Raw genomic sequence first — 23,646 nt, 5'->3', positions numbered from 1 at the left:
GCGGAACGGTGTCCGCCCGGCCCCGGATGAGGCCGGGCGGCGCCGCCTACTTGAGGATGCCCAGCGCCTTGCAACCCTCGACATAACGATCGACGCACAGCGTTTCGGCCGGCGTGATGTTCTTGTCGATGATCTCGGCCTTCAGGTTCTTGGCCGTGACGACAGCCGGGGTGAAAAGCTGCGACGGGGTGTTGTAGAGCTCCATCTCCGCCTTCGGCGTCTCGCCCTTCAGCAGTTGCATCACGACATTGGCCGCGGCCGCCGCCACGATCTCGCTCGGCTTGGAGATCGTGTTGAACTGGTCGCCCGCAATAATCAGCTGCAGGGCCGCGATTGTTGCGTCATTGCCCGTGACGGGCGGGACCGGATCGACGCCGGCTGCCTTGAGGGCCGCGATGGCGCCGCCGCCCGTGCCGTCATTGGCGGCGACGATGCCGACAATCTTGTTGCCGAAGCGCGTGACCTGGCCGCTCGCCCATTCCTGCGCCTTGGCCGGCGTCCAGTCCGGCGTGTCGTATTCGGCCAGGATCTTGTAGCCGCTATTATCGAGGCCGGCATGGATGCCCTTCTTGATCAGGCCGGCGGCCGCGTCGGTCGGCGAGCCGTTGATCTGCAGCACGCCGCCGGCATCCGGCGAAACGTTGCGGGCCTTGAGCTCCTCGACCAGCGAATCCGCGATCGCCTTGCCGATGCCCTCATTGTTGAAGGAGACGTAGAAGTCCGCCTTGGCGTCCGGGATCGGACGGTCATAGGCCACGACCTTGATATCCTGGCTCTGGGCGAGCTGGACCAGGGAGGCGGCGGCGGCGGAGTCGACGGGATCGAGCACGATCGCCTTGGCGCCCTGCGAAATGACCGAATTGAATTGCTGCTGCTGGCGCGTCGCATCGGCGCCGGCATTGAGATAGATCACCTTGCAGCCCGGGCAGAGCTTGGCCATCTCGGCCTTGAAGCCGGGATAGTCATGCTCTTCGTAACGGGTCGAGCCCTGGTCGGGCATCAGGAACGCCACGGTGGCGTCCGTGACTTCCGCGGCGTGCGCCGCTGCGGCGAGGCCGCCCAGCATCGATGTCGCGAGCGCCAGCGCGGCAACGCGCTTCCAAGCAAATTGGGTCATTCCGTCTTCTCCCTGTGACAATATTATGCTTATGAGAAGCTGTCGGCCCGACAGTCCACGGCAAGTCTCGGACATCCCGATATTTGCCAGTTCGGCTCGGATCCCTAGGGATCGTCGCGTCAAGACTGCCTTGCCCTGCCTTCTTCTTGGAATTTCGGAAAAGCATTCCCCTTGGCGAAACGGGCAAGCGCTTCACCTTGGGCTTCGACCGAGATCGACGTCCTCCTGCTCCTCCGCGGCTCTCAGGCGGCTTTGGCCACCCTTGAATTCTCCGCCAGTAACGTCCGGAACCGCGAGGGCGGCATGCCCTTCTGCGTCAGGAACTGGCGGTTGAAATTGGAAAGATTGTTGAAGCCGACCGCGTAGCAGATCTCGGTGATCGGCTGCGCGCTGTCGCTCATCAGCAGTTGGCAGGCCAGGTTGATGCGCAGGCGATTGACGAACTGCACGAGCGCCATGCCGGTATGGCGGCGAAAGCTGCGGGAAAACGCGCTGGCGCTCTGCCCGGCGATCTGGGCGAGATCGGTCTCGCTGAAGGGTTCGGTCAGATGCTCGCCGATATAGGCGAGCGCCTTGTTGATGCCGACCGACATGTAGCCGGACGGATCGGGCAGATAATGCGAGCTGGCCAGCGGACGCATGTCGCTGGACCGGCTCAGTATGCCCATCAGATTGATGAACAGCTCGATGCGGCGGATGCCCTGCGCCTCGATCATTTCCTTCATCAGCGGGGCCGCTTCGGCCGCCGTCGTCGGCTGGAACAGGGCGCCGCGCCGGCTCTGCTCCAGGACCCGGTCGAACGCTGCCAGTTCTGGCGCCACGCTCATCAGATTGCCGATGAACTCCTGCGAGAACAGCACCATGCGGCAGCGCAGCGGCACGGTCGCGCCTTCCGGCAGGTCGCTGATCCAGTTGTGCGGCAGGTTCGGCCCTGTCAGCACCAGATTGTCGGGCTCGAACTCGCCGATGAAGTCGCCGACGAAATAGCGCCCGCGCGTCGCGACGACATGATGCAGTTCGTATTCGGGATGAAAGTGCCAGCGCACCGTGCGGAACGGGTAGCCGTGCTCCCAAGCCTTGTAGGATTCACCGCGGCGAATATCCACGACTTCCAGATCTGGCGTCACGGCGGACCTCCCCACCCATTCGATGCCCTTCCAAGGCATCCAACTCCCGCAGGCCGACTTACGCGGTCTCTGCATAACGCGACCTTAGGAGGCCCCGCGGAGGGGCGCTACCAAACGCCCATCGTCGCGCTGATACTTTTTTGATGCAAGACTCGCGTCGTTGGCACGCCGCGCGGGACCTTCAGCCCGGAACCAGGCCGGGCTGAAAGCGGGCCCCCGGTCAAGGGTGCGCCGTGGCACCGGGGACGTTCTCGTGGCGCAGGGCCACGAACACCACCACCGTCAGGACCGCTATGAGGGTGGCCGTCACCATCAGCACGGAACCATGCGCGCTGGCGAAAGCCGTGCGGGCCGCCGCCGCGATCGCCTCTCCTTCCGTACCGCCGACCTGCCGGGCGATCACCATGGCCTCGCCGATCGAGCCGGACGCCGCTTCGCGATCCGGCCCGAGACCCGCCATGCTGCTGAAATGGCTGCGATAGATGGTGCTGAGCAGGACGCCGAAGAACGTAATGCCAAGGCCGGCGCCGAGTTCGTAGCCGGTCGCCTCCAGCGAACCGGCGGCGCCCGCCTTCTCGACCGGCGCCGCGCCCATGATGGCGGCGGACGAGGCCAACAGGCCGACACCGAGCGAGAAGCCCAGCACCGCCATCAGGCAACCGATGAGGATGCCGTCGCCGCCAATGTTCGACTGGCTGATGCCCAACAATGCCGTCGCCGCGGCGGCGAGACCGGCCGAGCCGAGCCAGCGCAGGCCGAAGCGGCCGGCGAGCTTGCCGGCGATCGGGCCGGCAATCGCCGAGGCGACGACGAGCGGCATCATGAACAGTCCGGCCTCAAGCGGCGTGCGGCCATAGACATATTGCAGTTCCTGCGCCAGCAGCAGTTCGAAGCCGGCGAGCGAACCGGACGCAACGAAGGCCATCAACATGCCGACCGAGATCGCCGGCTTGCGGAACAGCGACAGGTCAAGCAGCGGCTCGGAACCGACGATCTGCAACCGAGCGAACCAGGCCATCAGGGCGAGACCCATCACCAGGACGCCAAAGACCCAGACGGACGGCCCCGCCTTGAAGCCGGTCTTCACCGCATAGACGGTGGAGATCAGGCCGGCGATCAGCAGCAGGGCATGCCCGATCTTCCAGCTGCCCTGGGCCGCAAGCGGCCGGTTGGGAATGAACAGATACACCACCGGCAGCACGACCAGCATGATCGGCACGTTGATGAGGAAGACCGATCCCCACCAGAAATGCTCCAGCAGGAAGCCACCGGCGAGCGGGCCGATCGCTGCGCCGGCCGAGGCGACCGTGCTCCAGACGCCAAGCGCCAGCGCCCTCTCCTTCGGATCCTCGAAGGTCTGGCGGATGATGGCCAGCACGCTCGGGATGATCATTGAGGAGCCAATGGCCAGCAGGACACGCGCCAGGATCAGCATCAACGCCGTCTGCGAGAACGCGGCGCAGACGGACGCCAGCGTGAAGATCGTCAGGCCGGTTAGCATCAACCGGCGATGACCGACACGGTCGCCCAGCGTGCCCATCGGCACGAGAAGCCCCGCCATGATCAGCGGATAGATGTCGATGATCCAGAGGATTTCCGTGCCCGAAGCGCGGAGGGCCACGGTCAGCGATGGGACAGCGATATGCAGGATCGTCATGTCGACGACCACGGGCAGGAACGCCAGGATCACGGCGGTGAGCACCAGCCAGCGATTGCGCGGCGCGACAGTCATTCTCTTCTCCATTCCCGCGCAACAGGGATTGCCGGCGTCGGGGAGCGGACATATATATCCGTCCAGACGGTATTAAAAGAGAAAAGACATGGGCAGACGGCCGACGATCGATCGCGAAGGTTTGCTGGACGCGGCCGATCGCGTGATCGCGAAGGGTGGCGTCACCAGCCTGACGATCGACGCCGTCGCGCGCGCGGCCGGCGTCAGCAAGGGCGGCGTGCTTTATTCCTTCGGCACCAAGGATGCGCTGATCGAAGCCATGCTCGAGCGTGCCGGAAAGTCCTATGAACGCCTGGTCGGCGACTATCTGGCCGCGCATGGGGACGAACCCCACTCCACGGCAGCGGCGCATGTCGACGCCAGCCATCGCGAAGACGAGCTCTCTGCCATTCGCGCCAGCGCCCTGCTCGCGAGCTTGGTGCAGACGCCCGACTACCGGAGCGAGATCCAGGGCTATTACCGGGAACTGCTGGACAAGCTCGACACGAAGTCGCCGGGCGGACGGCGTGCCTTGACGGCCGTGCTGGCCGCCGAGGGGGCGTTCCTGCTGCGCGGCCTCGGCCTCGCGCAGTTCGATGACGAGGCCTGGGAATCCATCTTCGCCGACATCCGGGCGCTGGTGCCGGACGGCCGCGCCACAGATACGAAAAAGGGGCCGGAACAGGCCGGCCCCAATTCGGAAGACGGATGATCTGCCGATGCGCGCGGCTCAGGCGGCCGCACCAAGCCTCGGCCGCAGGTTCCAGAGCCTGGCGGTCTCGACTGCTGCCGGATCGACATGAAGCTCAATCACGCTGATCGGCTGGTCGCTGTCGATGCGCTTGGTGGCGCATTGCAGGCCGTCATCGGCATAGATCTCGATCAGGCCGACATCGACGAAAATGCGGACGGTCTTGAGCGTGGTGGTCGGCGTCAGGTAGCGCGGCACGACGCGGTTGCCCGGCGGATCGAACACCAGTTCCAGCGCTGCGCCGTCATAGACCAGCGCGATGCCATGATCGGGATGGGCGAAGTCGAGCCGGAACGGCGTGCCCGGTGTCGCAAGCTCGATCTCGATCTCCCCAAGGCCGCCCGCGAGCGGCACCGAGCCGGCGCCGGCGAGAGCCTCGGTGGCAACGCCGGTCCGCAATGCCTTGACGCCCTCGACCGGCGGCATGCGCAGCTGGCCGTCCTGCCAGATGAAGCGGCGCGGGAAGGTCATGGCGGAAGGAAAGTCGCGATCCTTGAAGACATCGGTCCAGTTCGCGGCCCAGGCGATGCCGACCGGGCCATCCGCATGCTGGAATGCCTGGATCGCATAGCAGTCGGTGCCGAAATCGACCTCGCGGCGCGCGATCGGCTCGAAGGTGCGACCGTCGAAGCGGCCGACAATGGCGTAGCTCAGATTGCGGCGGCGGGTCGCCTCGTCGCGATAGCCGATGATGCCGAAGATTAGGGCGTAGAGCCCCTCGCCCTCGCCATCGAGCGCCACGAGGCCCGGACACTCGGCCGGGATACTGCGCGACAGCGGCTCGCGATGCAGGATGCCGACAAAGGTCCAGCCGTCGGCCGCCTCGGGATCCCGCGTTTCATAGAGCAAGACCAGGCCGCCGCGATCATCAGCGCCGGCCACGACCATCTTCCAGAGCCCATCGGGTCCCTTGAAGACATAGGGATCGCGAATGTCCTTGCCGAAATTCGGGATGGACGGCCGGTCGGTGATGATGGGCGTCGAAGGTCCGACCGACAGCATGTCCTGCGACACGGTCGTGATCTGCCATTCCTGGCTCGGCTCGCGGTCGTCCTCGCGGTCCGTATAGAACACGCGGACGCCGCCCTCGGCATGCGGAATGGCCGAGCCGGAGAAGGCGCCGCCCGTCAGCCCGTTATCGGCCAGAAGCTCGGCGCGGGGCTCGAGGAAGATCGGCTGGTCGATCCAGTCGACAAGATTCTCAGAGACCGCATGGCCCCAGTGCATCGTGTTCCAGCGCAGGCTGTGCGGATAATGCTGGTAGAAGAGGTGGCTGGCGCCATCGATCTGGCAGAGGCCGTTCGGATCGTTCATCCAGCCCCAGGGCGACTGGAAATGCAGCTTGTAGCGAGCCTCGCTCGCGCGGTTTTTCGCGGTGGTGTGGAGCAGGCGCACGCCTTCGTCGGCCACGCGCGACGGCGCAAAGCTATACGCCAGCGACACGGCCGTTCCCGGCTCCTGCCAGCCGAAACGGTAGGTTCCCGCCACGGGCGCCTCGAAGACCGAACGCGTGAAATCGTCGGAATGCGCACCCGCCCGGCGCACCGGCTGGCTGCCGCCCCCGGTGACGACGACTTCGGAAAGCGCCGTCCGCGACGGCGCCTTCTGCCAGAGATGGACGATATCGCCCGCGTCCAGGTCGGCTTCGAACTCGGTCATTGCAAGATCTTCCATTGTCTCAAGAATATCCATGGTGGTGTCAGCCCTTGACGGCCGAGCTGATGAAGGAACTGACGAACCATTTCTGGAAGGCGAGATAGAAGATCAGCACCGGCACCATCATCATCACCGACGCGGCCATGGCGCTGTTCCAGTAGACGCTGTCATGGCCGAAGAAGCTGGCGATGCCGACCGAGATCGGGCGAGCATAATCGGTCTGGGTGACCATCAGCGGCCAGAGATACTGGTTCCAGGTCTCGATGCCGAGCAGGATGGCGACGGTGGCCAGGACCGGCAGGCTCAAGGGCAGGAACACCGACCAGTAGATGCGGAACGGCGAGGCGCCGTCGACCGTGGCGGCGTCATAGATGTCACGCGGCACCTGGATGAAGAACTGGTAGATCAGGAAGATATAGAGCGGGCTCGCCATCCAGGGCAGGATCTGCGCCGCGAAGCTGTCGCCGAGGCCGACCTTGTTGACCAGGCTGAGCAGCGGCAGGACGATCGATTCCTGCGGCACGATGTAGAGCCCGATCAGCGCGGTAAGCACCACGGCCCGACCCGGCAGCCGGCCCCAGGCCAGCACGAAGGCGGCCATCGAGTTCAGGAACACGCCGCCCAGCACCGTGCAGAACAGGATGATCAGCGAGTTGACCAGATAGCGGCCGAAGGGCAGCGCACCGGAGAAGGTCGCGATATCGGTGAAATTCTGCAGCGACGGTTCGGACACCCAGAAGGCGCGGAAGCTGCCCATATCGGCGAGGATCTGGAAGCGGTCCGGCTTCAGGCTGGCGACGAACAGCAGGAACAGGGGCGAGATCACCACCAGCGCGATGATCAGCACGGCGACGAACTTGACGATCGCGCCGATATCCGGCCGGGCCGAGACCTTGGCGACCGGCGACGGGGTGGAAGCGGAAACCACGGTGCTCATCGACGATCCCTCACGACGAAGCGCTGAACGAGCGAGACGACCAGCACGATCAGGAACAGGAGAATGGCGACGGCCGAGGCGAGGCCCAGCCGCTGGTCGACGAAGCCGGCCGTGAACATGTAGTGGACCAGCGTGTCGGTGGTGCCGCGCGGACCGCCCTGGGTCAGGATGTTCACCTGGGTGAATAGCTTGAACGCCTGGATGGTGGTGATGATCAGCACGAAGATATGCGTCTGGCGCAGGCTCGGCATGGTGACGTTCCAGAAGCGCTGCCATGCGTTGGCGCCGTCGAGTTCGGCCGCCTCATAGAGCGTCTCAGGAATGTTCTGCAGGCCGGCCAGATAGACGATCATCTGGAAGCCATAGGCCTGCCAGGCCGAGAGCAGCACGATCGACGGCATCGCCCATGTCGGATCGCCGAGCCAGTCGATCGGGCTCACCAGCCCGAAGGAGAGGAAGCCGACGATCTGGTTGAACGGGCCGGTCGGGTACTGGAAAAGCGTCGACCAGATCACGCAGACCACCACCATCGAGGTGATCGCCGGCAGGAAGAACAGGCCGCGGAAGAAATTGCGGAAGGGCAGCTTCTGGTTCAGCAGCAGCGCGATCGCCAGCGCGAAGCCGCACTGGATCGGCAGCACCATCACCGTGAAGCGCGTGACGTTCCACAGCGCCGTCCAGAAGGCGGAATCCGTCAGGATCTGCTGGAAATTGCCGAGCCCGACGAAGCGCACCGGCACCGGGCGCGGGATCAGGCGCTGATTGGTCAGCGCGATCTCGAAGGACGAGAGGAACGGCAGAAGCAGGAAAAGTGCAATCAGGATGCAGGCGGGCAGCAGCATGCCCAGTTCCTGCAGACGGCCGCCCCAGATCGGCGGCTTGCGACGCGGCATGGCGGCGCGGATGGGCCCCTGCGATGCCGAACCCGGCATGGGGGACGCTTGGCTCGACATAATGATGCCTCCCGGAACTTGTTTCCCGGCCGCGCGTCGGGGCGCGACCGGGTCTTTCTTGAAGGAGATCCCTGGCCGCGTATCAGGGCGCGGCCGGGCCCTGTGTGACTACTCGGCCTTGCCGAACGGCTGGTAGCCGTCATTGTCCAGGATATCGTCGTCGATCTTCTTGGCGGCCTTGCTGAGCTCGGCCTGCGGATCGGCGCCGTCGAAGATGTTGGTCATCGCGTTCTGGAAGGCGAGCGTGATGGTCGGGTAAGCCGGATGCGGCGGACGCGCGACGGCGGTCTTGCCGGCCTGCTCGAAGGCAACGGCCATCGCGCCCTTGTCGGCATAGAGCGGCGAGGCGGCGGCGAAGGACTTCAGGCCGGGGAAGCCGGCATGCGCCTTGTAGGCCTCGCGATAGGCCGGATCCTGAAGCATGAAGCTCAGGAACTTGCCGGCGGCGGCCGGATCGGACGCGGTCTTGGCGACCGACCAGATCCAGGTGCCGTTCGGGCTGACGCCCTTCTCGCCGAACTTCGGCAGCGGCATGACGACGACGTCGTCGCCCATCTTGGCGTTGGCCTCGGCGTAGAACCAGTGACCGCCCCAGGCGAGCGCCGCCGGACGACCTTCGGCGTAGAACTGGTTCTGTCCTGCCGATTGCGGCACGACCCAGCCCTGCTTGACCCAATTCTGCATCTCGGTCGCGGCGTCGACGCAGGCCTTGCCGTCGAGCGTGCGGGTTGCCTTCCAGCTGGTACGGTCGATCACGTCGCAGCCCATCGAGACCAGGATCGGCTCATAGGCATAGGTGATCCACTCGGTCTTGCTGCCATAGGATCGGAACAGGTCGAGCGGCCACTTGACGCCCGGCGCGGTCGACAGCGTCTTCAGCGCCGCCTCGAACTCGTCGCGGGTCCAGGCATCCTCGACCGAGGTCGGGATGCGGATCTTCAGTTCCTCGAGCTGCTTGCGGCTGCCATAGAGCGCGACCGTGCTGTCGGTCAGGCCGATGGCATAGAGCGCCTTGTCGATCGGATAGGTGCCCTGGGCGACGTTCGACGCCGTCATGTCGTCGACCAGCGCCTTGTCGAGCAGGTTGCCGACCGGCTGCAGGAAGCCGGACCAGACGTAATTGGCCAGGAAGGGCGCATCGAGCTGAAGGATGTCGGGAAGCGAACCGGCCGAGACAGCCGCGCCAATCTTCTCGTTATAGGCGTCGTGCGGCGTGTTGATCAGCTGCACCGTGGTGCCGGGATTGGCCGCCTCGAAGCGCTTGGCGACATCGGTGATGATGGTGACTTCATAGGGGTCACCCTGGAACATCACCTTGAGCTCGGCCGCCTGGGCGCCCGAAAGCCCCGCACCGACCACGATGCTCAGCGCCGACGCGGCGCCGAGGCTCTTCAGTAAACGATTACCCAAAGTAGCAGACATTGCAAACTCCTCCCAATCTAGCTGTTTTGCTCAATTCAACCGTTTCGTCACCTCAGACCGAGGCACGCTCCACGAGGCGAAACGGAATTTCGTCGACCTTCTGCAACGGCTTTCTGTGGCCGGACAGGATTTCGCCCGCGCGGCGACCGATGGCGCGGTGCGGCAGTTCCATGGTCGTCAGCGGCGGGTCGAGCCTTGCCGCGATCTCGACCTGGTTGTCGAAGCTGGCGATCGACACGTCCTCGGGAATATCGAGGCCCTGCCGCCGCAGCGCGCCATAGACTTCCATGGCGACACGGTCATTGCCGCAGAGGATCGCATCCGGCCGTGCAGGCCCGGAAAACAGCGCCGCGACGTGCTCGCGCACCAGGCTGCGGGCGCGATCGGCATAGAGCGGACCGCGCGTCGCCGGCAGTATCCACGCTTCCTGGACCTCGATGCCGCGCGCCGCATGGGCGGCGCGGAAGCCGTCCTCGCGCATCCGGGCGGCGATCAGGCCCGGCAGGTTCAGGAAGGCGATCTTCCGCCGATCATGCGCGAAAAGATGCTCGACGATCGTCTCGGCCGCATCCTGCTCGGCCGGCACCAGCGACGGGATGAGACCCGCCTCGTCGCGGCAGTTGATCATCAGCGAGATCACGCCCCGCAGTGAGTCCGGGATGCTGACGACCTGATGATACATGCTCGCATAGGCGATGGTGCGCGGCATCAGTCGCTGCAGTTCCGCGACGCTCGCCTCGACCGTGCGGCCGCCGATATTGGTGACCACGACCGAGAGCCCATCGGCCCGCGCGGCATTATCGAAGGAGCGCATGATCTCGGTGGCGAAGGGCTGGGTGATCAGGCCATCAGCGACGATGCCGAGGATCGGCAGGAAGCCCTGGCGCATACCGCGCGCCACCAGGTTGGGGACATAGCCCAGTTCATCCGCCAGCGCCTTGATCTTCTGGCGCGTCTCGTCCGACATGCGGATGGAGCCACCATGCAGCGCGCCCGAAACGGTTTTCACCGAGACGCCCAGCCGGCCGGCAATATCCTGCATTGAGACTTTGGCGTCGGCCATTGGCGTTTGGCTCTGAGTTATCGTTTACCCAAATTGCATGGAGGTACTGTTGCTGTCAATCGGCCCCGTCGCCGGCCCTACGTTCGCCACATCACCTGCCTCGGCTCACGCACTGCGGCTGGCTGCGTCTCCCCTGCTTCCCGGCCAGCCCACCCGTCACGAAACCGCAACAAAGCAGGCTTAGGTGCAGCCCATCGGGCGCGACAAGCAGCCCCCTCACCTGTCATGCCTCCCGGATCGCCATGCACACCGTCCTGAACAATTTCCAGATCGTCCTCCCGAACGAGGTCGTACAGGGCAGCGTCACCATCGAGGATGGCCAGATCCAGGCGATCGACTCCGATCCCGGCACCCTCGCGGGCGCGATTGACGGGGACGGCGATTTCCTGCTGCCCGGGCTGATCGACGTCCACACCGACAATCTGGAGCGCCACTTCGCGCCGCGTCCGGCCGTCGCCTGGCCCTCGGCCATCGGCGCGGTGCTGGCGCATGACCGCGACATGTTCGGCGCCGGCATCACCACAGTCTACGACGCCATTTCGCTGGGCGATTACGACACCGGCGGCGAGCGTCGCGCCATGATCAGCAAGAGCATCGAGAACCTCGATGCGGCGCGGGCGCATGGCCTGCTCAAGGCCGACCATTTCCTGCATTTCCGCTGCGAGATTTCCGACGCCGGCGCGCTCGATATCTTCGGCCGCTATGCCGACCATCCGCGCCTCGGCCTGATCAGCCTGATGGATCACACGCCCGGCCAAGGCCAGTGGAGCGACCTCGCCATCTATCGCGCCTTCCGCCGCAAGAAGAGTGGCCGGGTCTGGACCGATGCGGAGTTCGACGCCTATATCGCGCAGCGGCGCGCCGACCGCGAAACCTATTCGGCGCCGCAGCGCGCCGAGATCCGCCGACAGGCGGCGGCGCGCGGCATTCCCCTTGCCAGCCATGACGACACCACGTCGGACGAGGTCGATCGCGCCCGGCAGGAGGGCGTCGCGATCTCCGAATTCCCAACGACGCTAGAGGCGGCCGAGCAGGCGCGCGCACGCGGCATGAAGATCGTCATGGGCGGGCCGAATGTCGTGCTCGGGCGCTCGCATTCCGGCAATGTCAGTGCCGCCGAACTGGCCGCCAACGGCCTGCTCGACGCCCTCTCCTCCGACTATGTGCCGACCAGCCTGCTTGAGGCCGCCTTCGTGCTGGCGGCCAACGGCATGTCCCTGCCCCAGGCCGTCGCGACGGTCAGCGCAACGCCGGCCGACATGGTCAGGCTGTCAGATCGCGGCCGGATTGAGCCGGGGCGGCGGGCCGACCTACTGCGCGTCCGGCTGGTCGAAGGCCACCCCGTCATCCGCTCGATCTGGCGCGCCGACGAGGCCCGGTCGTGACGGTTGCGGTGGATGCGGCGAGCCCTGAAGTCGGCAACGTCCTCGGCGTCGACACCCATATCCACCCGACCGCCGTGGTGACCCGTTCGAAGCTTGGCAGCTATGTCGACATTGGCGAGCGCGTGCTGCTCGACGAGGTCGAGATGGGCGATTTCAGCTATTTCGACCGCGACGCGATGGTCAATTACGCGACGATCGGCAAGTTCTGCTCGATCGCGGCATCGACGCGGATCAATCCCGGCAACCATCCCATGTGGCGGGCGACGCAGCATCATTTCACCTATCGCGCCCGCCGCTATGGCATGGCCAAGGATGACGACAGCGCATTCTTCCAGTGGCGCCGCGATCATCACGTCACCATCGGGCATGACGTCTGGATCGGCCACGGCGCAGTCGTGCTCGCCGGCGTCAGCGTCGGCACCGGCGCCATTATCGCGGCCGGCGCCGTGGTGTCGAAGCCGGTCGAGCCCTACACGATCGTCGCCGGCGTGCCCGCCAACCCGATCAAGCGGCGCTTCCCCGAAGCGATCGCGGACAGGCTGATGGCGCTCGCCTGGTGGGACTGGCCGCATGCCCGGCTGCGCGAGGCGCTGCTCGATTTCAGAAGCCTCGACATCGAGGCCTTCCTCGACAAGCACGAGCCTACCGCCTGACGGACAAGAAAAAAACCGGCCCGTCGCGAGACAGGCCGGGCTTCGGTTTCATGGCGATGGCCGGACCAGGCCGGCCCAACGCCTACCAGCGATGGTGGACGTGCGGCTTGACCAGCCGGTCGTAGATTTCGACGATCCGGGCGCGGCTTTCCGGCGAGATGCCGGGCGCGTCGCTGGCCGCGGCATTGGACCGGGCCTGCGCTTCGTTGCGGGCGCCCGGAATCACCACCGACACGGCCTGCTGCAGCAGGATCCAACGCAGCGCAAAGGTCGACATCGCGACATCGGCCGGCAGCAGCGGACGCAATTCCTCGACAGCCTGGAGCGCGACCTCAAACGGCACGCCGGCAAAGGTCTCGCCCACGTCGAACGCCTCGCCATTCCGGTTGAAGTTGCGGTGGTCGTCCGCCCGGAAGGCGGTGTCGCGGGTGATCTTGCCCGAGAGCAGCCCGGATGCCAGCGGAACCCGGACGATGACGCCGATATTCTTCTCGCTCGCTTCCGCGAAGAAGAGATCCTGCGGGCGCTGGCGGAAGATGTTGTAGATGATCTGGACGGTGGCGACGTTGGGATACTCGATCGCCTTCAGCGCTTCCTCGACCCGCTCGACCGAAACGCCGTAATTGCGGATCTTGCCCTTGGTCACGAGGCCGTCGAGTTCGCCGAAAAAGTCGGGGCGATAATAAACGTCGGTCGGCGGGCAATGGAGCTGCACGAGATCCAGCGTCTCGACCTGCAAATTCTTGAGGCTGCGATCGATGAACGCCTCGATATTGGCGCCGGTATAGCCCTCGGCGACATGCGGGTTGAGGCGGCGGCCCGCCTTGGTGGCGACGAAGGGACGGTCGCCGCCGCGCGCCTTCAGCACTTCGGCGATGATCTTCTCGGAGCGGCCGTCGCCATAGACGTCGGCGGTGTCGATGAAGGTGACGCCGGCGTCGAGAGCCGCATTCAGCGCCTTCTTGCCGTCTTCCTCGCTGACGTCGCCCCAGGATCCGCCGATCTGCCAGGCGCCGAAGCCGATTTCCGAGATCTGAGCGCCCGTGCGCCCAAGCTGCCGCTTCTTCATGTCATGTTCTTTCGTTTCCACCGGCCGGAGGGCCGTGTCGCGCTTGATGCGCGTGCTCCCAATTGGTTCGTCAGGGACCCGGCCGAGGATCGTCCGCGGTTCCCGACAACGCGGGTCGCTCGGACTGCGGCGCGACGGCGGGTCGACGCACCCTACCCTTGCGCGACTTGGCGCGGGAAGCAAATGCAATGCGGACTATCCCAACGAAAACAGGCCGGCGTGAGCCGGCCTGTCAGGGAGTCGATCAGAACCTCGCCGATCACGGGACCGGCGAGGAAGGGATTACTTGTCGACCGGGAAGAACCAGAGATTGCGGTCGGTGTAGCCGAATTCCTTGATGATGGCGGACATGGTGCCATCGGCGCGGATTTCGGCCAGAGCGCGCGAGATGGCGCTGTTCAGGTCGACGTCCTCCTTGCGCAGCGCGTAGCGGGCATAGCCATATTCCTCGGGAAGCGGCTTGTAGTCGGAAACCAGCTCCATGGCGGCGTCCGGGTGCTTCTTCAGGAACTGGCCGACCTTGATGTCGTCTTCCATGCCGACGTCGAGACGGCCGGCGATGATGTCGGAGAACTCGGCCTCGTTGCTCGTATAGAGCTTGAGTTCCTTCAGGTCGGTGCGCTTCTCGAGCAGGCCGTGATTGACCGAGCCGCGCAGCGTTCCCACCGTCTTGCCGGCGAAGTCGTCCCAGCTATGGATGTTGAGCGGGTTTCCCTTGGCGACCGTGACGCCCGAGCCATACCAGTAGGACGGGCCGGTGAAGGCCAGCACCTTCAGGCGCTTCTCGTTCTCATGCAGATTGTCGACGATCACGTCGCCACGCTTGGAAAGCAGCGTCGGCACCATCGCGTCGAAGGGGATGAGTTGCCAGGTCACCTTCTCGATGCCGAGGCGCTTGGTGATCTCGCGGAAGATGCGGACGTCGGTGCCGTCATATTCCTTGGTCTTCTCGTCCTGGAAGGTATTCGGCGGATCCGCGGCGATCAGCAGCGTGATGCCTTCGTCGCGGGCGCGCTTGTAGGAGCCGTCACCGCCATCATAGGTGGCGTTGCCGACGCCGATGTCGCCGGCCCATGCGACCGACGCCGACATGACGCCGGCCACGACCGAAGCAAGAACAAAACTGGTCAGTTTCACTGGATAGTCCCCTCGTTGTTATTGTTGAAGGCTAACGCTCTATCGACTGGCCGCGGCGCCCATTTCCCGGTTGCGCTCGAGGACAGATCGCAGAAAGTCCCGCGTCCGCTCCTGCTGCGGCGCGGAGAAAAGCTCGTGCGGCTTGCCGCTCTCGACGATCTTGCCGTCGGCCATGAACACGACGCGGTCGGACACGTCGCGGGCAAAGCCCATCTCATGCGTGACGACGACCATCGTCATGCCCTCGTCGGCGAGCGCCCGCATGACGCGCAGCACTTCGCCGACCAGTTCGGGATCCAACGCCGAGGTAACCTCGTCGAACAGGATCGCCTTCGGCCGCATGGCCAAGGCGCGAGCAATCGCCACGCGCTGCTGTTGGCCGCCGGAAAGCTCGTGCGGATAGGCCTGCGCCTTCATGACGAGGCCGACCTTTTCCAGGAGGCCGAGCGCAATATCCGTCGCCTCGCCGCGCGACCGTCCCAGCACATGGATCGGCGCGACGGTGATGTTCTCCGTCACGGTCAGATGCGGAAACAGGTTGAAGGACTGGAACACCATGCCGACCTTGGCGCGGATCGCCTCGACCTGCTTCTCGCTGTCGATGACGAGCTTGCCGTCCTTCTCGTAGCGATAGACGGGCTGGCCATCGATGGTGATCGTGCCGCTGCCGATCTCTTCCATGTTGTTGATGCAGCGAAGCATCGTCGACTTGCCCGAGCCGGACGGGCCGATGACGCAGACGACTTCCGCCTTGTCGACGGTCAGCGAGACGTCCTTCAGCACGTGATGGGCGCCGAAATGCTTGTTGATGCGATCGAGGCGGATCATGACTTGGTGGTCCCTTCGACAGCGTCGACGGCAATCGGGGCGACGTCGGTCGGCACCACGACCGGGCGGCGTGCGCCGATCGCCATGCGCTTTTCCAGGTAGCGGACGAACAGCGCCGCCGGATAGGAGAAGAACAGGTAGATGGCGCCGATGATCGTGAAGACGGTGAAGTACTGAAAATTCGTCGACGAGATGATCTGGCCGGTGAAGATCAGTTCCCGCACCGTTACGATGGAGACCAGCGACGTATCCTTGAACAGCGAGATGCAATAGTTGCCGAGCGGCGGAACGACGACGCGGATCGCCTGCGGCAGGATGATCAGGCGCAGCATCTTGCGGCGCGACATGCCGAGCGCCTTGGCGGCCTCGACCTGGCCATGCGGGATGGCGACGATGCCGGCGCGATACACCTCGGCGAGATAGGCCGAGTAGTTGATCGACAGGCCGATGACACCGGCCATGAAGGGATCAAAGCGGATGCCGAAGGCCGGCAGCACGAAGTAGATATAGAAGAGTTGCAGCAGGCAGGGCGTGCCGCGCACGACCTCGATGTAGAACGAAGCCATGATGCGTAGAATTCGCGAGCGCCCGATCTTCGCCAGCGCCAGCAACAGCCCCAAAGGCAGGGCGATAAGCATGACGCAGAAGGTAAGCTGCAGGCTGATGGCGGCGCCGCGTATCAGATCCGGGAAATAGTCCCCGATCCCTTCGAAATTGAACAGGTTGATGAATGTCGTCAGCACAGGACGCCTTCCGTATCAGTCATAGATGCACGGTCGTTTTTCAGGCGAACCAGCTTCGATGAGGCCCCCCCGGGAACCTGTGTCGAGCTTATCCGTTTTGTTCGGTTATGCAGAACAGCGTTCTGTAATTAGATGCTATGTTTGCTCAAGCCGAATGTCAACGCACGTTTTCCCGCACGGAAGGCCTGCGAACATTAGTTTTCGGGTCGATCTATTCTGGCGCGGCGTGACCGAAAACTAGTCAACCCGCTTTGAAATGAAGCATTCGCGCGGGATTGGCCGCGGGAATTGCCGCTCTGGATCAGGACAGCGCGAAGGGCGTCAGCGTGATCGACGAGATCAGCGCCGCGCCGGGCGGCAGTACCGTGATTCCCGTGTCGTTTCGCTCCGCGACGAGGTTGAAGGCATCGGTGCAGTGGCTGACCGGCTCGGCGCAGAAATGGCCGGCGCCGGGCGGGGTGTAGACCACGAGATGGCGCAGCGGCGCGCTGGCCACCATGCTCAATCCCGCGCCATGTTCGGGCCAGCGGATCGTCGCTTCGCCGTCCCAGCCGGCAAAGGCGGTGTCGAGCGCCGTTCTCGCGACCGCCAGCCGCGGCTCGCTCCCCCAGAGTTCGACGGCCGGGCCGAGACGGGTCGGCATCACCTCGTCGTCGACGTGCCAGACCGATTCGACCCGCGCCTCGAGCGTCGTCCCGGGCGTCGCCGGGAAGAAGGGATGCAGGCCAAAGCCATAGGGCATCGGCTCCTCGCCGCGATTGAGCGCGGCAAGCTCAATGCGCAACTGGTCCGGCAGAAGTTCGATGGTCTGCGTCACGCCATAGGGAAACGGCCATTCGTCGCCGGCGTGCTCATAGGCCAACACGATGCGACCCGGCCCGCGCGCGGCGATGGTCCAGGGCCGCTGCCAGCCATGGCCATGCTCGACATGCGGGCCCGGCGTGTTGCGCGGCATGGCAATCTCGCGACCGCCAAAGGTGAAGCGCCCATAGCGCAGGCGATTGGAAAAGGGCGTGAGCGGAAAGCAGCCGGCTTCCTCGTCGCCATCGTAGGGAAGCGACATCGGCCGGATCAGGTCGAGCCAGCGACCGTCCGGGTGGCACCACTGGCAGGCGGCGATGCGCCCGCCCAGTTCCGGCAACAACGAAAGACGAAACCGTTCCGTCTCCAGCCCGACGGGCGCCGTCACAGCCGCGCATCCGTCATCGGCCGCAATGCCCAGGCTTCCTGCGCCGAGGGACCGCCCAGCGCGCGCGAGATGAGGTCGGCATGCCGGACCAGCGGATCGGCGATCGAGGCGACCGATTCCAGCGGCAGCAACTGCTTCAACGTCGTCACGCTGATGGCGCCGAGCGTCTGACCGCCGCGGCCGAACACCGCCGCCGCGACGCAGATGATGCCCTCATGGTCTTCCTCGTCGTCGATCGCATAGTGGCGGCCGGCGATCCGGTCGAGATCGTCGCTGAGCGCCGCGATCGAGGTGAGCGACTTCGGTGTCCGCGCCGGATAGCCGACCCGCTCCAGGAGTTGCAGCGCATTGGAGCGCGGCATGGCGGCGAGCAGCACCTTGCCGACGCCGGAGCAATGCGGCTGCTCGCGCCGGCCCAGCGCCGCGTCGAAGCGGATCGCGCCGGGCGCATCAACGCGGCCGATCACCACCGCGAAGCCGTCATCCATCATGGCGACACGCGAGGTCATGCCGATTTCGTGGGTCAGATCGCGAAGCACCGGCAGCGCGATGTCGGCGAGGCCGGTATTGGCGACGGCGAGATCGCCCAGGCGCAGCAGCGACAGGCCGAGCCGGTAGCGCCGCGTCATGCCCTCGCCGATATCCGTGACGACGCCGCGCGCCCGCAGCGTCGCGAGGATGGCGTAGGCCGCCGGTTTCGACAGGCCGATGTCACGGGCCAGGTCCGTCAGCCGCGCGCCCGCCTGCCCGCTATCGGCAATTCGCTCCAGCAGGTCGAGGGCGCGCCCGAGGCTCTGCACCCTATATCGCTCGTCGGTCATGGTCGGCTCGCCCTTGGTTGGATCGACGCGCAGCTAAGCAGCAACGCCGGCGACAATCGAGTCGCAATAGGAAACATTCTTCTTCAATACAAAACTTTGTGTCGTGACAAAAACCGTCTCGGCTTTCCCAGTCGCAACCCGGCAAACCCGCAGGCCGCCAAGATTTCGCGTTTCAGGCCCCTGCCCGTCGACCGGCAGGCGCGCGATTTGTCGCTTGATTTCGCCCCCAGGGAGTCGCGCCATCCTTGTTGACTCGGATCAGGAAAGGAATAGCATCCTGTAATACAAAATAGTGTTCTTCAATAAAAAACAATTCCCGAGGCACTCATGGCCGATGAGCCGCGCAAATATCGCTCCACCTCCTGGTTCGGCGGAGCGGGCAAAAACGCCTTCATGCATCGCAGTTGGATGAAAAATGAGGGGCATCCGCCGGATGTGTTCGACGGCCGGCCCGTGATCGGCATCTGCAACACCTGGTCGGAACTGACTCCCTGCAACGCCCACCTGCGGACGATCGCCGAGCACGTGAAGCGCGGCGTCTACGAGGCCGGCGGCTTCCCGCTCGAATTTCCGGTCATGTCGCTGGGCGAGAGCAACATGCGCCCGACGGCCATGCTGTTCCGCAACCTGGCCTCCATGGATGTCGAGGAATCGATCCGCTCTAATCCGATCGACGGCGTGATCCTGCTGGTCGGTTGCGACAAGACCACGCCGGCGCTGCTCATGGGCGCGGCCAGCTGCGACCTGCCGACCATCGCCGTCTCCGGCGGCCCGATGCTGAACGGCAATTTCCGCGGCAAGGCGATCGGTTCCGGCACGCATGTCTGGAAGTTCTATGAGGACGTGAAGGCCGGCCGCATGTCGGTCGACGACTTCCTCGCCGCCGAACAGGGCCAGAGCCGTTCGGCCGGCAGCTGCATGACCATGGGCACGGCCTCGACGATGGCCTCGATGGTCGAGGCGCTCGGCATCGGCATGCCCGACAACGCGGCGATCCCCGCCGTCGATTCCCGTCGTGCCATCCTGGCGCAGGAATCGGGCCGCCGCATCGTGCAACTCGTGCGCGACGACGTGAAGATGTCGAAGATCCTCGTGCGCGAGGCGTTCGAGAACGCCATCCGCGTCAATGGCGCCATCGGCGGCTCGACCAACGCGGTCATCCACCTGATTGCGGTCGCGCGCCGCCTCGGCATCGACCTGTCGCTCGACGACTGGGACAAGTTCGGCCGCGACGTGCCGACCATCGTCGACCTGATGCCGTCCGGCCGCTACCTGATGGAAGACTTCTACTATGCCGGCGGCCTGCGCGCCGTGATGCGCGTGCTCGACGAGCACGGCCTGCTGCATGGCAACGCGCCGAGCGTCGCCGGCCCGACCATCGGCGAGATCGTCGCCGATGCGCCCAACTATAATGGCGAGGTCATCCGCTCCTTCGAGGAGCCGCTGACGCCGCAGGGCGGAATCGCCGTTCTGCGCGGCAATCTTGCCCCCGGCGGCGCGGTCATCAAGCCGTCGGCGGCGACCGAGGCGCTGATGCAGCATCGCGGCCGGGCCGTCGTGTTCGAGACCATCGAGCACTACTACAAGCGCATCGACGATCCCGATCTCGACATCGACGCCAGCTGCATCATGGTGCTGAAGAACTGCGGCCCCAAGGGCTATCCCGGCATGGCCGAGGTCGGCAACATGCCGCTTCCCGCCAAGCTGCTGCAGCAGGGCGTCACCGACATGGTGCGCATCTCCGACGCGCGCATGAGCGGCACCGCCTATGGCACCGTCGTGCTGCACACAGCCCCGGAAGCCGCCGCCGGCGGTCCGCTGGCGCTGGTTCGCGATGGCGACATGATCGAACTGGATGTTGCCGGCCGGCGCCTGCATCTCGACGTCTCGGACGCCGAGCTGGAAGCGCGCCGCGCCGAGTGGGTGCCGCCGACGCATGACGGCATCAACGGCTACCAGAAGCTCTTCGTCGATCATGTGCTGCAGGCCGACGAGGGCTGCGATTTCGACTTCCTGCTTGGCAAACGCGAAGCGGGCATCCCCCGCCATTCTCACTGAGGCGCTGATGGAACACGATTTTCCCTTCGCGGTATATCCGAGCCTGGACGGCCGCGTCGTCTTCATTACGGGCGGCGGCAGCGGCATCGGCGAAAGCCTGGTCCGGCATTTCTGCGCGCAGGGCGCGAACGTCACCTTCGTCGATCTGGCGGAGGAGCCTTCGCGCGCCCTGGTCGAGAGCATCAAGGCCGACGGCCACCGCGCGCCAGACTTCATCCCCTGCGACCTGCGCGAGATCGACAAGCTGCAGGCCGCGATCCGGGCCACGCAGGCGAAGCATGGCGCCATCCGCGTCCTGCTCAACAATGCCGGCAACGATGATCGCCACCGCACCGAGGATGTCACGGTCGCCTATTGGGACGACCGCATGGCAGTCAACCAGCGCCACCAGTTCTTCGCAGCGCAGGCCGTGCGGCCGATGATGCGGGACGCCGGCGGCGGCTCGATCATCAATTTCGGCTCGATCACCTGGATGGTCGGCGATGGCGACTGCCCGGCCTATGTCACGGCCAAGGCCGCCATCACCGGCCTGACCCGCGCGCTGGCGCGCGAGTTCGGCCCCGAGCGTATCCGCGTCAACTGCATGATCCCGGGCTGGGTCATGACGGAACGCCAGATGCGCCTCTGGCTCACGCCCGAGGGCGAGCGCCAGATCGCAGACCGCCAATGCCTGCAGGACCGGGTCCAGCCGTCCGACATCGCACGCATGGCGCTATTTCTCGCTGCCGACGACAGCCGCATGTGCACGTCGCAGAATTTCATCGTGGACGGGGGTTGGGTTTGATGCACGGCGTAGAGACAGGCCGCACGCGGCTGGTTCAGTTCAAGACCGAGGCGGGCGAGCGCAAGGTCGCTGTCGTCGGCGCCGATGGCGAGACGCTGCTGCCGATCCAGGGCTTTTCGACCGTGCACGAGCTGGCCCTGCGCAGCATGGAGACCGGCACCGCGCTCGAAGCGCTGGTGGCCAGCCTGCCGCGCGAGGCGGCGATCGACTATGACACAGTGCTGATCGCCGGCCGCGTGCTGCCTCCGCTCGACCACCCCGAGCCGGCCCGCTTCCTGATCACAGGCACCGGCCTGACCCATACCGGCAGCGCCACCGCGCGCAACCGCATGCATATGGACACGCATGGCCCGGACGCGATCGAGTCCGACTCGATGAAGATCTACCGGATGGGCCTCGACGGCGGCAAGCCGGGCGAAGGCGCCATCGGCATCCAGCCGGAATGGTTTTTCAAGGGCGTCGGCACCTGCGTCGTGCCGACCGGCGCGCCGCTCGACCTTCCGGGCTTCGCACTTGCCGGCGCCGAGGAAGCCGAGATCGTCGGCCTCTACATCGTCGACGAGGCGGGACAGCCCCGCCGCATCGGCTTCACCCTCGGCAACGACTTCTCCGACCACATCACCGAGGGCAAGAACTACCTCTATCTCGCCCATTCGAAGCTGCGCGAATGCTCGCTCGGCCCGGAACTGCTGCTCGGCGAACTGCCGCAGGAAGTCTCCGGCAACGTCCGCATCATCCGCGACGGCGAAGTGGTGTGGGACGAGCCGTTCCTGTCCGGCGAAAGCCACATGTCGCATTCGATCGGCAATCTCGAGCACTACCACTTCCGCTATCCGATGTTCCGCCGACCGGGCGACCTGCACGCCTACTTCTTCGGCGCGGATGCGATGAGCTACGCCTCGAACGTCAAGACCGAGGTGAATGACGAGTTCGAAATCGTGTCGCCGACCTTCGGCAAGCCGCTACGCAACCGCATGGTGGCCGGACCCGAGGAGAAGCTGTTCACCGTCACCCCGCTCTGAGCGGAACGGACCTGGAAACAACAAAGCCTGAGAGAGCGCCAGCCGAGCCACGGTGAAGGCGCTCCTCCAACACCACCAGAACACTCATCCAGAGGAGAAGTGTCATGAAGAGTTTGAAAGCTGTGCTGGGAGCCGCCGCGCTTGCGGCCGGCCTTTGGGTTTCCGCCGCCTCGGCCGAGACGTTGCGCGTCCTCGCCTGGGAAGGCTATGCCGACCCGGACTGGGTCAAGGACTTCACCAAGGAAACCGGCATCGACGTCGACGTCGTGTTCGTCGGCAGCGATGACGAGATCTGGGCCAAGATCAAGGGCAGCGAAGGCAAGGACTTCGACGTCATGGCCGTCAACACGGCCCAGCTGCAGCGCTATATCGACGCCGACCTGGTCAAGCCCTGGGACCTTTCCAAGATCCCAAACCAGAAGCAGGTGCTGCCACGCTTCCAGGATCTCTCCAAGATCAGCGGCGTGACGCGCGACGGCAAAGCCTATGGCATCCCGTTCTGCTTCGATTCGATCGGCCTGATCTACGACACCGACAAGGTGAAGCCGGCGCCGACCTCGATGTCGGTGCTGTGGGATCCGCAATACGCCGGCAAGGTGCTGGCCTATGACAATGGCGAGCACAATTTCTCGTTCACCGCGTTGACGCTCGGCATCGCCAATCCCTTCCAGCTGTCGGCGGACCAGTTTGCGACGGTCAAGGCCAAGCTGCTCGAACTGAAGCCGAACGTATTGAGCTTCTATACGACGGCCGACGAAGCGCTGCAGATCTACCAGAACAACGACGTCGCGCTGATCTGGGCCAATTACGGCCAGCAGCAGCTGAAGGCGATGCAGAAGGCCGGCGCCCATGTCGCCTATATCGCGCCGACCGAGGGCTCGCTGTCCTGGCTCGACAACTGGGCGCTCACCAGTGGCGCCAAGGATCCCGACGCTGCCGCGAAGTGGGTGAACTTCCTGCTCGACAAGAAGATCGGCGCCCAGCTTTCCGAGCGCACCGGCTTCGGCAACACCGCCGCCGCCAGCTCGAACGCCAATGACAACGACAAGCTCGTCTGGCTCGAAAGCGTCGAAGACCCGCTGAAGCGTTCGGATCTCTGGAACGAGATCAAGGCTTCGCAGTAAGCGGCGCCACGGGAGCAAGATCTACAACGGTGGAACCTTGCTCCTCACCTCTCCCTGAGGGAGAGGTGAGGAGCGCCCCAGTCCCTCGAAAGCTGG

General features: G+C 65.1%; 21 protein-coding genes. 7 read left to right on the top strand and 14 right to left on the bottom strand.

What is annotated here, in order from left to right:
* Positions 1–46: 46 nt before the first annotated feature.
* The 3 genes from ACHMWQ_RS09030 to ACHMWQ_RS09020 all read right to left on the bottom strand — a co-directional run bounded on the left by ACHMWQ_RS09030 (position 47) and on the right by ACHMWQ_RS09020 (position 3,976).
* Entirely contained in the window at positions 47–1,117 is a 1,071-nt protein-coding gene (locus ACHMWQ_RS09030) for a sugar ABC transporter substrate-binding protein (RefSeq protein WP_354552485.1), read from the bottom strand.
* 242 nt (positions 1,118–1,359) lie between these two features.
* Entirely contained in the window at positions 1,360–2,244 is an 885-nt protein-coding gene (locus tag ACHMWQ_RS09025) for an AraC family transcriptional regulator (RefSeq protein WP_354552484.1), read from the bottom strand.
* A 220-nt stretch (positions 2,245–2,464) separates the two neighbouring features.
* Positions 2,465–3,976, bottom strand: a complete 1,512-nt coding sequence (locus ACHMWQ_RS09020) for an MFS transporter (RefSeq protein WP_396307201.1) — start codon at positions 3,974–3,976, stop codon at positions 2,465–2,467.
* Positions 3,977–4,064: 88 nt separating this feature from the next.
* Here ACHMWQ_RS09020 and ACHMWQ_RS09015 point away from each other — a divergent pair, with 88 nt between their 5' ends.
* Positions 4,065–4,667: a TetR/AcrR family transcriptional regulator gene (locus ACHMWQ_RS09015; protein WP_396307200.1), complete on the top strand. Its 603-nt coding sequence runs from the start codon at positions 4,065–4,067 to the stop codon at positions 4,665–4,667.
* An 18-nt stretch (positions 4,668–4,685) separates the two neighbouring features.
* Here the strand turns inward: ACHMWQ_RS09015 and ACHMWQ_RS09010 are convergent, their stop codons facing one another.
* The 5 genes from ACHMWQ_RS09010 to ACHMWQ_RS08990 all read right to left on the bottom strand — a co-directional run bounded on the left by ACHMWQ_RS09010 (position 4,686) and on the right by ACHMWQ_RS08990 (position 10,737).
* A complete protein-coding gene (locus ACHMWQ_RS09010; RefSeq protein WP_396307199.1) occupies positions 4,686–6,365 on the bottom strand; it encodes a GH32 C-terminal domain-containing protein in 1,680 nt (559 codons plus the stop codon).
* A 40-nt stretch (positions 6,366–6,405) separates the two neighbouring features.
* Complete coding sequence (locus tag ACHMWQ_RS09005; RefSeq protein WP_396307198.1) at positions 6,406–7,299, bottom strand: carbohydrate ABC transporter permease; 894 nt, start codon at positions 7,297–7,299, stop codon at positions 6,406–6,408.
* Positions 7,296–8,252 carry a carbohydrate ABC transporter permease gene (locus tag ACHMWQ_RS09000; RefSeq protein WP_396307197.1) on the bottom strand — a complete coding sequence of 319 codons (957 nt, stop codon included), beginning with the start codon at positions 8,250–8,252 and terminating at the stop codon, positions 7,296–7,298. Before ACHMWQ_RS09000 ends, ACHMWQ_RS09005 begins: the two co-directional genes overlap by 4 nt.
* Before the next feature lie 108 nt (positions 8,253–8,360).
* The gene (locus tag ACHMWQ_RS08995; RefSeq protein ID WP_396307196.1) at positions 8,361–9,674 is read right to left on the bottom strand and encodes an ABC transporter substrate-binding protein; all 1,314 of its coding nucleotides are present in this window, start codon (positions 9,672–9,674) and stop codon (positions 8,361–8,363) included.
* 52 nt (positions 9,675–9,726) lie between these two features.
* The gene (locus ACHMWQ_RS08990; RefSeq protein ID WP_396307195.1) at positions 9,727–10,737 is read right to left on the bottom strand and encodes a LacI family DNA-binding transcriptional regulator; all 1,011 of its coding nucleotides are present in this window, start codon (positions 10,735–10,737) and stop codon (positions 9,727–9,729) included.
* A gap of 242 nt (positions 10,738–10,979) precedes the next feature.
* Here ACHMWQ_RS08990 and ACHMWQ_RS08985 point away from each other — a divergent pair, with 242 nt between their 5' ends.
* Together ACHMWQ_RS08985 and ACHMWQ_RS08980 are read left to right on the top strand one after the other, a co-directional pair.
* Positions 10,980–12,122 (top strand): alpha-D-ribose 1-methylphosphonate 5-triphosphate diphosphatase, encoded by a 1,143-nt coding sequence (locus ACHMWQ_RS08985; RefSeq protein WP_396307194.1) that lies wholly within the window; start codon positions 10,980–10,982, stop codon positions 12,120–12,122.
* Complete coding sequence (locus tag ACHMWQ_RS08980) at positions 12,119–12,775, top strand: DapH/DapD/GlmU-related protein (RefSeq protein WP_396307193.1); 657 nt, start codon at positions 12,119–12,121, stop codon at positions 12,773–12,775. Before ACHMWQ_RS08985 ends, ACHMWQ_RS08980 begins: the two co-directional genes overlap by 4 nt.
* An 82-nt stretch (positions 12,776–12,857) precedes the next feature.
* Here the strand turns inward: ACHMWQ_RS08980 and ACHMWQ_RS08975 are convergent, their stop codons facing one another.
* The 6 genes from ACHMWQ_RS08975 to ACHMWQ_RS08950 form a co-directional block, all read right to left on the bottom strand.
* Positions 12,858–13,844, bottom strand: a complete 987-nt coding sequence (locus ACHMWQ_RS08975) for an aldo/keto reductase (RefSeq protein WP_396307192.1) — start codon at positions 13,842–13,844, stop codon at positions 12,858–12,860.
* Between the two features lie 282 nt (positions 13,845–14,126).
* Entirely contained in the window at positions 14,127–14,981 is an 855-nt protein-coding gene (locus ACHMWQ_RS08970; protein WP_266331067.1) for an ABC transporter substrate-binding protein, read from the bottom strand.
* A gap of 39 nt (positions 14,982–15,020) precedes the next feature.
* Positions 15,021–15,809 (bottom strand): amino acid ABC transporter ATP-binding protein, encoded by a 789-nt coding sequence (locus tag ACHMWQ_RS08965; RefSeq protein ID WP_396307191.1) that lies wholly within the window; start codon positions 15,807–15,809, stop codon positions 15,021–15,023.
* Positions 15,806–16,552: an amino acid ABC transporter permease gene (locus tag ACHMWQ_RS08960; RefSeq protein WP_396307190.1), complete on the bottom strand. Its 747-nt coding sequence runs from the start codon at positions 16,550–16,552 to the stop codon at positions 15,806–15,808. Before ACHMWQ_RS08960 ends, ACHMWQ_RS08965 begins: the two co-directional genes overlap by 4 nt.
* Before the next feature lie 301 nt (positions 16,553–16,853).
* On the bottom strand, positions 16,854–17,741 hold the full coding sequence (locus ACHMWQ_RS08955) for an aldose 1-epimerase (RefSeq protein WP_396307189.1): 888 nt from the start codon (positions 17,739–17,741) through the stop codon (positions 16,854–16,856).
* A complete protein-coding gene (locus ACHMWQ_RS08950; protein ID WP_396307188.1) occupies positions 17,738–18,562 on the bottom strand; it encodes an IclR family transcriptional regulator in 825 nt (274 codons plus the stop codon). The genes ACHMWQ_RS08955 and ACHMWQ_RS08950 overlap by 4 nt, the downstream gene beginning before the upstream one ends.
* A 327-nt stretch (positions 18,563–18,889) precedes the next feature.
* Here ACHMWQ_RS08950 and ACHMWQ_RS08945 point away from each other — a divergent pair, with 327 nt between their 5' ends.
* The 4 genes from ACHMWQ_RS08945 to ACHMWQ_RS08930 all read left to right on the top strand — a co-directional run bounded on the left by ACHMWQ_RS08945 (position 18,890) and on the right by ACHMWQ_RS08930 (position 23,550).
* On the top strand, positions 18,890–20,620 hold the full coding sequence (locus tag ACHMWQ_RS08945) for an IlvD/Edd family dehydratase (protein WP_396307187.1): 1,731 nt from the start codon (positions 18,890–18,892) through the stop codon (positions 20,618–20,620).
* Between the two features lie 7 nt (positions 20,621–20,627).
* The gene (locus ACHMWQ_RS08940) at positions 20,628–21,404 is read left to right on the top strand and encodes an SDR family NAD(P)-dependent oxidoreductase (protein ID WP_396307186.1); all 777 of its coding nucleotides are present in this window, start codon (positions 20,628–20,630) and stop codon (positions 21,402–21,404) included.
* A complete protein-coding gene (gene araD1 / locus ACHMWQ_RS08935; protein ID WP_396307185.1) occupies positions 21,404–22,426 on the top strand; it encodes an AraD1 family protein in 1,023 nt (340 codons plus the stop codon). The genes ACHMWQ_RS08940 and araD1 overlap by 1 nt, the downstream gene beginning before the upstream one ends.
* A gap of 104 nt (positions 22,427–22,530) precedes the next feature.
* Entirely contained in the window at positions 22,531–23,550 is a 1,020-nt protein-coding gene (locus ACHMWQ_RS08930; RefSeq protein WP_354552461.1) for an ABC transporter substrate-binding protein, read from the top strand.
* Positions 23,551–23,646: the final 96 nt, after the last annotated feature.

The organism is Kaistia sp. UC242_56, assembly GCF_044452255.1.
Taxonomy (GTDB): Bacteria; Pseudomonadota; Alphaproteobacteria; order Rhizobiales; family Kaistiaceae; genus Kaistia; species Kaistia defluvii_A.
The sequence above is the reverse complement of the archived record's forward strand: the minus strand, read 5'-3'. Positions and strand labels throughout refer to the sequence as shown.